Here is a 7,641-nt window from a genome sequence, read left to right on the forward strand (position 1 = left end):
CTGGTGCCCAACCCCGCGGGGCGGGGGCCCCCCCCCCCCGGGGCCCCCCCGGGGGGGGGCCGCCCCCCCCCCCCCCCCGGGGGGGGGGGCGGGGGGCCCCCCCCCCCCCCCCCGCCCCGGCGGTCGTTCGGGCTACCGGGCGGCGGAGTCGCCGTCGCCTGACGCCGTGCTCGCCGGACTCGCACCCTCCGGCACGGTGTAGACGTACTCCTCGATCCGGTCGATCAGCTCACCCTCGAACCGGAAGTACACGACGGTCTGGACCTCATGGCGGGAACCGTCGGTCAGCACCAGGTGGATGACCTGCTGCTGGAGCACCTCGTCCGACTTCCGGAACTGGCGGATGACGTCGTACCGCAAGGAATCGAGCGTCGCGGCGAAGGACTTGAAGTGCTCCAGCCGCTCGCCGATCGGCTGCTCCCCCTGCCCGTCGTTCTGCCACACCGTGGCCTTGGCGGTGCACAGCGCCCGGAAGCCCGCGAAGTCGCTCACCTCCAGGCGCCGCAGACCCGCCAGGACCGTCTCGTCGATGCTCTGCGCCATGTCGAACTCCCGTTTCTTCCGCGTCGGATGGGTCAGGGGCTAACGAAGGAGCAGCCCGAGGTGGCGCAGGTCGGTGACGTACTTGCCGATCAGGGCCGCCGACAGGTGCGGGATGTCCTGGTCCGGGCCGACCTTCGCGGCCCGCACGGCGGCGTGGAACCGCGCGGCGGGAACCGCCGAACCGGGGACGCCCTCCTCGGGTTGCGCGAAGGCGGGCAGCAGGGGCAGCAACGAGTCCCGGCGCTGCTTCTCCGGCAGGGCGCGGAGCGCGGTCGTGATGCGGGCGAGCCAGTCGTCGTAGTCGTCGATCCGCCGGATCGGGTGGCCGGCTTCGATGAGCCAGTCGACGAAGGTGTCCAGCGAGACGCCGTCGTCGTGCGGGTTCAGCGCGTTGAAGGTCCGGTAGCCCCCGGTGGCCTGCGCGCCCAGCGTGGCGACGGCCTCGGCGGTGAAGTCGACCGGCAGGCCGTCGTAGTGCGCGCGCTTGCCGTTGCGGTAGAACGAGCCCGGCGCGATGCCGGTGGCGAGCAGGCTGAGCAGTAGCCGGGTGAAGACGTCGGGCACGTTCAGCTGCCCCCGGTACCGGCTGTGCGCGAGGATCATGTCCGACCGGAGGGTGACGACCGGCAGCCCGCACAGGTCGTGCGCCTCCCGGAGCAGGACCTCGCCCGCCCACTTGCTGGTCGCGTACCCGTTGGCGTAGCCCTGGTCGAGCCGCCGCACCGGGCTGCTGCGGCGGATGTCGGCGTCCTCGTCGAGGACTGCGGGCGCGGATCCGGCGAGCACCGCGACCGTGGACACGTAGGTGACGGGCTTGATCCGCGAGGTGAGCGCCAGGCGGATCAGTTCGGCCGTGCCGACGACGTTGGGTCCGAACAGCTCGCGGTAGGGCAGCACGTGGTTGACCAGGGCGGCCGGGTGGACGATCAGGTCCACGGTGTCGGCCAGCCGCTGCCAGGTGTCCTCGTCCAGGCCCAACCGCGGCTCGCCGATGTCGCCCGCGAGGACGTCCAGGCTCCCCTCGGCCAAGTCCCGGTAGCGCCCGAGCAGTTCGGCGTCACCGCTGTCGAAGGCCGCCTCCAGCCGCTGCGCCGCCGCGGCGGCGTCGCCGCCCCGGACGACGCAGACCAGCCGGCCGCCCGAGGACGCCAGCCGCTCCAGCCATTCCAGGCACAGGAACCGGCCGAGGTAGCCGGTGGCCCCGGTCAGCAGGACGGTGCGGACGGCGCCGTCGGGGCGGGGCAGGGTCGGGGCGGCGGCGATCGTCGAGGCGTCGAGGAAGCGATCCAGGGTCAGATCACCCGCGCGGACCTCGGAGCCGTGCTCGCCGTGGACGGAGGCGAAGGTGGGCCGTTTCGCCCCGGATCCGCGTTCCTCCTCGATGTACCGCGCCAGCCGCGCCAGGTCGTTGGCCGGGCTGATCACCACCCCGACCGGCAGCTCGATCCGGAAGATCTCCTTCATGAGCGTGGCGAAGGACAGCGCGGACAGCGAGTCCCCACCCAGCTCGGTGAAGTGGGCGTCGGCCCTCAGCTCGGTGCCGGAACAACCGAGCAGCGCCTGGGCGGCCCGGCCGACCACCTCCGCCACCGGCTGGTCCGGCCCGGCCTGCCGCAGTGCGCGCAGTTGTCGGGCCTGCCCGTCGGCGAGTTCGGTGTACAGCCGCTCCAGGGCCGTGCCGTAGCGCTCCCGGAGTCTGGGGCGCAGCAGCTTGTGGCTGTCGGCGAGCAGGCCGTTGCCGGTGCTGAAGGGTTCGGTCTCGATCAGGAAGTCGCGCGGGATCTCGTAGGAGTTGAGCTCGGCCTCCTTGGCGGCCCGCTGGAGCGACTCGGCGAGCAGCGGCTTGAGCGCGGCGGTGTCCCCGCCGGCCCTGGCCAGCGCGTCCGGTGCGGGGACGATCACGGCGAGCGGGTAGGCGCGCTCGCTGTTGCCGTACACGAAGACCTGTCGGATGAGGGGGCTGGCGACGAAGACGCCCTCCAGGCGGGAGACGGCCACGAACTCGCCCTGGGAGAGCTTCAGGACGTCCTTGGTGCGGTCGACGTGGACCAGCCGGTCGGGCCCGATCTCGGCCATGATGTCGCCGGTCCGGTAGTAGCCGTCCGCGTCGAAGATCTCGGCGGTGAGCTCGGGCCGCTTGTAGTACCCGGGGATGGCGGTAGTCGTCTTGAGCAGCAGCTCGCCGCGCGGGTACGGCACGTCCGTCCGGAAGTAGCCCAGCTCCGGGGCGTCGACCAGCTTGTAGTCGAGCACCGGCGGGCGCTGCACCACCGTGTCGAGCAGCACCCCGCCGGCTTCGGTGGAGCCGTAGCCGGTGTAGAGGTGGAAGCCGAGGCAGGACTCGACGAAGGCCGCCACCTCGGCGGACAGCGGGGCGGTGCCGCAGAAGGCCTTGGCGACGCGCCCGCCGAGGAAGTTCTCCCGCAGGTCGGTCTTGACCGCCGTCTCGACGTCGCCCGGCTCGCCGGCCCGCCGGTCCAGTTCGCTCCGGTACTGCTGGAAGATCATGTCGCACACGCGCGGGACCATGGTCAGCTCCGTGGGGCGGACCAGCCCGATGTCCTCGAACAGGGTGGACAGGTCGCTCCTGGCGGTGAAGTAGCCGACACCGCCCCGGGCGAGCGAGCCCATCAGCGCCATGTGGCCGGCGAGGTGGCTCTGCGGCATGTAGTGGATGCTGATCGGGGGCACGTCCTCCGAGCCGTAGGTGAACCCGTTCCACGAGGTGCCGACCAGCCGTTGGGTGTAGATGGCCCCCTTGGGGGTGCCGGTGCTGCCGGAGGTGTAGATGATCAGGGCCAGCGGGTCGTCGCCCGGGTCGGCGGTGAACAGGGGCGCGGGCGGCAGGACGGCTCCGGCGTCGATCACGGCGGCCAGCGGTTCGACGGCCACCGGGCGGCCGGCTTCGGCCAGGCGCCTTCGGGCGGACTCGAAGGCGTCGCACTGCCCCGCGACCTCGGGGCGGTAGTCGAACACGATCACCCGTCGGATCGTGGTTCCCCCGAGGGCGGCCTCCACGGCGGTGTCCAGGCGCTCGATGCTCGCGGCGAGGGCGAGCGGTTCGGTCTCGGCGATGAGCGGCCCCAGTTGGGACAGCGGTGCGCTGGACTGCAGCGGTACGGCCACGACGCCCGCGTGGATGCACGCGAGGTCGAGCGTGGCGTAGTCGGTGCTGGTGAACCCCAGGAGGCAGAGCCGGTCGCCCGCGCTCAGCGGGTACTGCGGGTGGTGGTGCCACTCGCCGGCGACCGCGCGCACCCGGGCCCACAACTCGCGGTAGCTGATGGTGTCGAAGCCGGGGAGCAGGCGCGCGGTCGAGGGCTCCCGGGCGCGTTCGCCGAGCGCGGGCCGGTCCCCGTAGCCCTCCATGATGGCCGCCATGACCTCGGCAAGTCCCTTGCCCGGATCACGCACGACCGCGGTGACCGGCTCCAGTGGTTCGGCCATGCTGAGCCCTCCCGTAGCGTCCGGGTGATGTCGATTGCGGACTGGCCCCTGCGCCGTCGGGCGGTGGTCCCGGTCGGTGGGCGCCCCGCCACCGGCGCGAGTCTCACCAGCCGACCGGCAGGGCGTCCGCGCCGCGGATGAGGCGCTCGGTCCGCCAGGGCACCTGGTCGGCCGGCACGGCGAGGTGCAGGCCGGGCAGCCGGCGCACCAGGGTGTCCAGCACGACCCGCAGTTCCATCCTGGCCAGCTGCGCGCCGAGGCAGTGGTGCACGCCGTGCCCGAAGGCGAGGTGCGGGACGCTCCCCCGGCGGAAGTCGATCTCGTCGGGGCGGTCGAACACCTCAGGGTCCCGGTTGGCCAGGGCGAATTCGGCGACCACCGCGTCACCGGCGCGCACGGTCTGCCCGCTCAGTTCCACGTCCTCGGTGGCGATCCGGGTGAAGCCCGCGGTGGCGCTGATCGGGACGATCCGGAAGAGTTCCTCGACCGCGTCGGGTATCAGGCCGGGATCGTCGACGAGTTGCCGCCAGAGCTCGGGCCTGGTCAGCAGCGTGTAGACGAAGTTGCCGATCTGGTTGGCGGTGGCCTCCTGGCCGGCGGACAGCAGGCTGACCCCGAGGCTGACCAGTTCCTCCTCGGTGAGCCGGCTCTCCTCGTCCTCGACGGCGGCCAGTTCGCCGAGCAGGTCATCGGTGGGGGTGATCCGGCGGGCCGCGATCAGACCGGCGAGGTAGTCGTTGAGGTGCCCGCGGTCCCGCGCCGACCGCTCCGGATCGGAGAGCATCAGCAGGCCGTCCACCCAGGTGTTGAACTGTTCGCGGTCGGCGAAGGGCACGCCGAGCAGCTCGCAGATCATCGTGACCGGCAGCGGCCAGGTCAGCATCCGGGTCAGGTCGGCCGGCGCCCCTTCGGCGATCATGGTGTCGAGCAGGCCGTCCACGATCTCCTGGGCGCGCGGGCGCAGCGCTTCGACCCGGCGCACCGTGAAGGGATTGGCCACCCGGCGCCGCAGCCGGCTGTGCTCCGGCGGGTCCATGCTCAGCATGGAGGTGCGGGGCAGGCCGGCCGAGACCGTGCGGGGCACGTCCTCGCCCACGGCGGCGGCCCGGCTGAACCGGGGATCGGCCAGCACCGTCTTGGCGTCCGCGTGCCGTGTGACCAGCCAGGCGTCGCCGCCGTAGGGCAGGCTCACGCGCAGGACCGGCTGTTCGGCGCAGGCCTTGGCCAGCTCGGGGTCGACGTTGAGCTGGTCAATCGGGCCGAACGGGTAGGCCCGCGGCCCGTCCCCTGTCGCGGTCATCGTGTCAGTCCTTCCAGTCGTGGTGGGCGAGTCCCGCCGTGGCGGGCGGTCACAGCGAGGCGCTCTTCCCGCCGTCGATGACGAGGTTGCTGCCGGTGATCCACGAAGCGCGTCGGGACACCAGGAAGCCGACCGCGTCGGCGATGTCCTGGGTCTGGCCGATCCGCCCGAGCGGAACTTCGTCGGCCCAGTCCTCCGATTCGCTGCCGAGATAGTCGACGATCTTGTCGCGCGCTTCGTCCGCTCCCGGTGTCATCACGTTTCCCGGAGAGAGGGCGACGACGCGGATACCGTGCGGCGCCAGTTCGACCGCGAGCCCTTTGCTGTACACCTCCAGGGCGGATTTGGCGGCGGCGTAGTGCAGGATCATCGGGTACGACGAAATGGTGGCGATCGACGACATGTGGACGATCACCCCGCCGCCGCCCGCGCGCATGGACGGCACGAGTGCGGAATTGAGCCGGACGGCGGAGAGGAAATTGATGTCGACCGTGTACTGCCAGTCGTTCTCGATCTCCAGCGCGGTCTGAAAGGCCCGGCAGCCACCCGCGTTGTTGACGATGATGTCCACCCCGCCGAGCGCGTCCAGCGCGGCGTCCGCGAACCCGCGCACACCGTCCGGCGTGCCGAGGTCCGCCGGCACGAACTTGGCGGCGGACGGAGTGTGTTCGGTGGGCCTGCGGGCGCCGGTGACGACGGTGGCGCCGGCGTCGAGGAGGTTCTGCACGATGGCGGCGCCGATGCCGCGGCTGCCGCCGGTGACCACCGCCCGCTTGCCGTCCAGCTCATGGGAAATCTGCGCGGTAAGGGGACTCTGACTCACCCTGGGTTCCGCCACCTTTCTTTCCTCGGCAATCCTGTCCGCGACACTCATCGCCAGGGGAATCAATTCACCGGTGCGACTCGAAAGGCGACGCGGAACCACCTGGACCACTATCAGTGATCACGCGGACACGGTCAAGATGATTATGTCGATGCACTGGATCGCCTTGTGCAATCCAATACCACCGGCCGGGCCGCGGCTGGACGCCGCGATCAGCAGGGCCGATAATCATGCGCTACCGGGGTGCGACCGGCCAGACCATTTCCCGCACGACCCGGAAACGATGTGACGGGGCGTCGGAAAAGGCGCACCCGGGATGTTTGTGCCAGTAGTGCCGACAATTCGGGAGGAACCATGGCCAGCCTGGACGAGCCGTTCGTCGTGGGTGATCTGACGGTGCCCAACCGCATCGTGATGGCCCCGATGACCAGGATGAAGTCCCCCGGCGGCGTGCCGGGCCAGGAGGTTGCGGAGTACTACGCACGCCGGGCGGCGCACCAGGTCGGGCTGATCATCACCGAGGGCACCTACGTCGGCCGGGCCGCCGCCCGCGCGTACGACGACGTGCCGCGCTTCCACGGCGAGCAGGCGCTCGCCGGGTGGGCCCACGTGGTGGAGCGGGTGCACCGGGCCGGCGGCAGGATCATTCCCCAGCTGTGGCACACCGGGGTGGTGCGCACCGGCACCGAGCCGCCCACCGAGGGCCCGTCCGGTCTCGGCCTGGACGGCGGCCCGGCCGGGCGGGCCATGACCCAGCGGGACATCGACGACACGGTGGCGGCCTTCACCGAGGCCGCCGTCACCGCCGAGCGGCTCGGGTTCGACGGCGTCGAACTGCACGGCGCGCACGGCTACCTGATCGACGACTTCCTGTGGAGCACCACCAACCGGCGCACCGACCGCTACGGCGGCGACCCGGCCTCCCGGGCCCGCTTCGGCGCCGAGATCGTGCAGGCCATCCGCGCGGCCGTCAGCCCGGGCTTCCCGGTGTTCTTCCGGTTCTCCCAGTGGAAGGTCAACCACTACGGGGCCCGCATCGCCGAGAACCCGGAGGAGCTGGAGCAGCTGCTCACCCCGCTGGCCGACGCGGGTGTCGACGTCTTCCACGCCTCCACCCGGCGCTACTGGCTGCCCGAGTTCGAGGGCAGCGAGCTCAACCTGGCCGGCTGGACGCGCAAGCTCAGCGGCAAGGCCGTCGTGACGGTCGGCTCGGTCGGCCTGGACCGGCAGTTCGGTGAGGGCCAGTTCGCCCAGGGCTACACCGGGCAGGCCGGCGTGACCGGGATCGGCGAACTGGTGGCCCGGCTGGAGCGCGACGAGTTCGACCTCGTCGCCGTGGGCAGGACGCTGCTGGCCAACCCGGACTGGGCGGCGAAGGCGCTGCGCGGCGAGCTGGCCGGGACCGTCCCGTACGACCCGGCCGTGCTGACCACCCTGGTCTGACGCCACCGCGGCGGGTGGACCACCGCAGCCGGGCCGCGACGGTCGTCGCGGCCCGGCTGTCGTGCGAAGGCCGCCCGGATACCGG

General features: G+C 71.8%; 5 protein-coding genes. 1 reads left to right on the forward strand and 4 read right to left on the reverse strand.

The window, feature by feature from the left end; all coding sequences use genetic code 11:
* Positions 1-132: 132 nt before the first annotated feature.
* From ACIOJE_RS29155 to ACIOJE_RS29170, 4 genes are all read right to left on the reverse strand, one after another.
* Positions 133-543, reverse strand: a complete 411-nt coding sequence (locus tag ACIOJE_RS29155; protein ID WP_400780145.1) for a nuclear transport factor 2 family protein — start codon at positions 541-543, stop codon at positions 133-135.
* Between the two features lie 39 nt (positions 544-582).
* Positions 583-3,990, reverse strand: a complete 3,408-nt coding sequence (gene car / locus ACIOJE_RS29160) for a carboxylic acid reductase (RefSeq protein ID WP_400780147.1) — start codon at positions 3,988-3,990, stop codon at positions 583-585.
* Positions 3,991-4,093: 103 nt separating this feature from the next.
* A complete protein-coding gene (locus tag ACIOJE_RS29165; RefSeq protein WP_400780149.1) occupies positions 4,094-5,290 on the reverse strand; it encodes a cytochrome P450 in 1,197 nt (398 codons plus the stop codon).
* A 49-nt stretch (positions 5,291-5,339) separates the two neighbouring features.
* On the reverse strand, positions 5,340-6,164 hold the full coding sequence (locus ACIOJE_RS29170) for an oxidoreductase (RefSeq protein ID WP_280681977.1): 825 nt from the start codon (positions 6,162-6,164) through the stop codon (positions 5,340-5,342).
* Positions 6,165-6,467: 303 nt separating this feature from the next.
* Between ACIOJE_RS29170 and ACIOJE_RS29175 the strand changes: the two genes are divergently transcribed.
* Positions 6,468-7,556 (forward strand): NADH:flavin oxidoreductase, encoded by a 1,089-nt coding sequence (locus ACIOJE_RS29175; RefSeq protein ID WP_400780152.1) that lies wholly within the window; start codon positions 6,468-6,470, stop codon positions 7,554-7,556.
* Positions 7,557-7,641 lie beyond the last annotated feature (85 nt).

Origin of the sequence: Kitasatospora sp. NPDC087861 (genome assembly GCF_044742585.1) — a bacterium.
Lineage (GTDB): Bacteria > Actinomycetota > Actinomycetes > Streptomycetales > Streptomycetaceae > Kitasatospora.

Bases quoted from the DNA above. Each gene is read 5' to 3' on its own strand.
- ACIOJE_RS29155 (WP_400780145.1), bottom strand. From the start codon at position 543: ATGGCGCAGAGCATCGACGAGACGGTCCTGGCGGGTCTGCGGCGCCTG.
- car (WP_400780147.1), bottom strand. From the start codon at position 3,990: ATGGCCGAACCACTGGAGCCGGTCACCGCGGTCGTGCGTGATCCGGGC.
- ACIOJE_RS29165 (WP_400780149.1), bottom strand. From the start codon at position 5,290: ATGACCGCGACAGGGGACGGGCCGCGGGCCTACCCGTTCGGCCCGATT.
- ACIOJE_RS29170 (WP_280681977.1), bottom strand. From the start codon at position 6,164: ATGAGTGTCGCGGACAGGATTGCCGAGGAAAGAAAGGTGGCGGAACCC.
- ACIOJE_RS29175 (WP_400780152.1), top strand. From the start codon at position 6,468: ATGGCCAGCCTGGACGAGCCGTTCGTCGTGGGTGATCTGACGGTGCCC.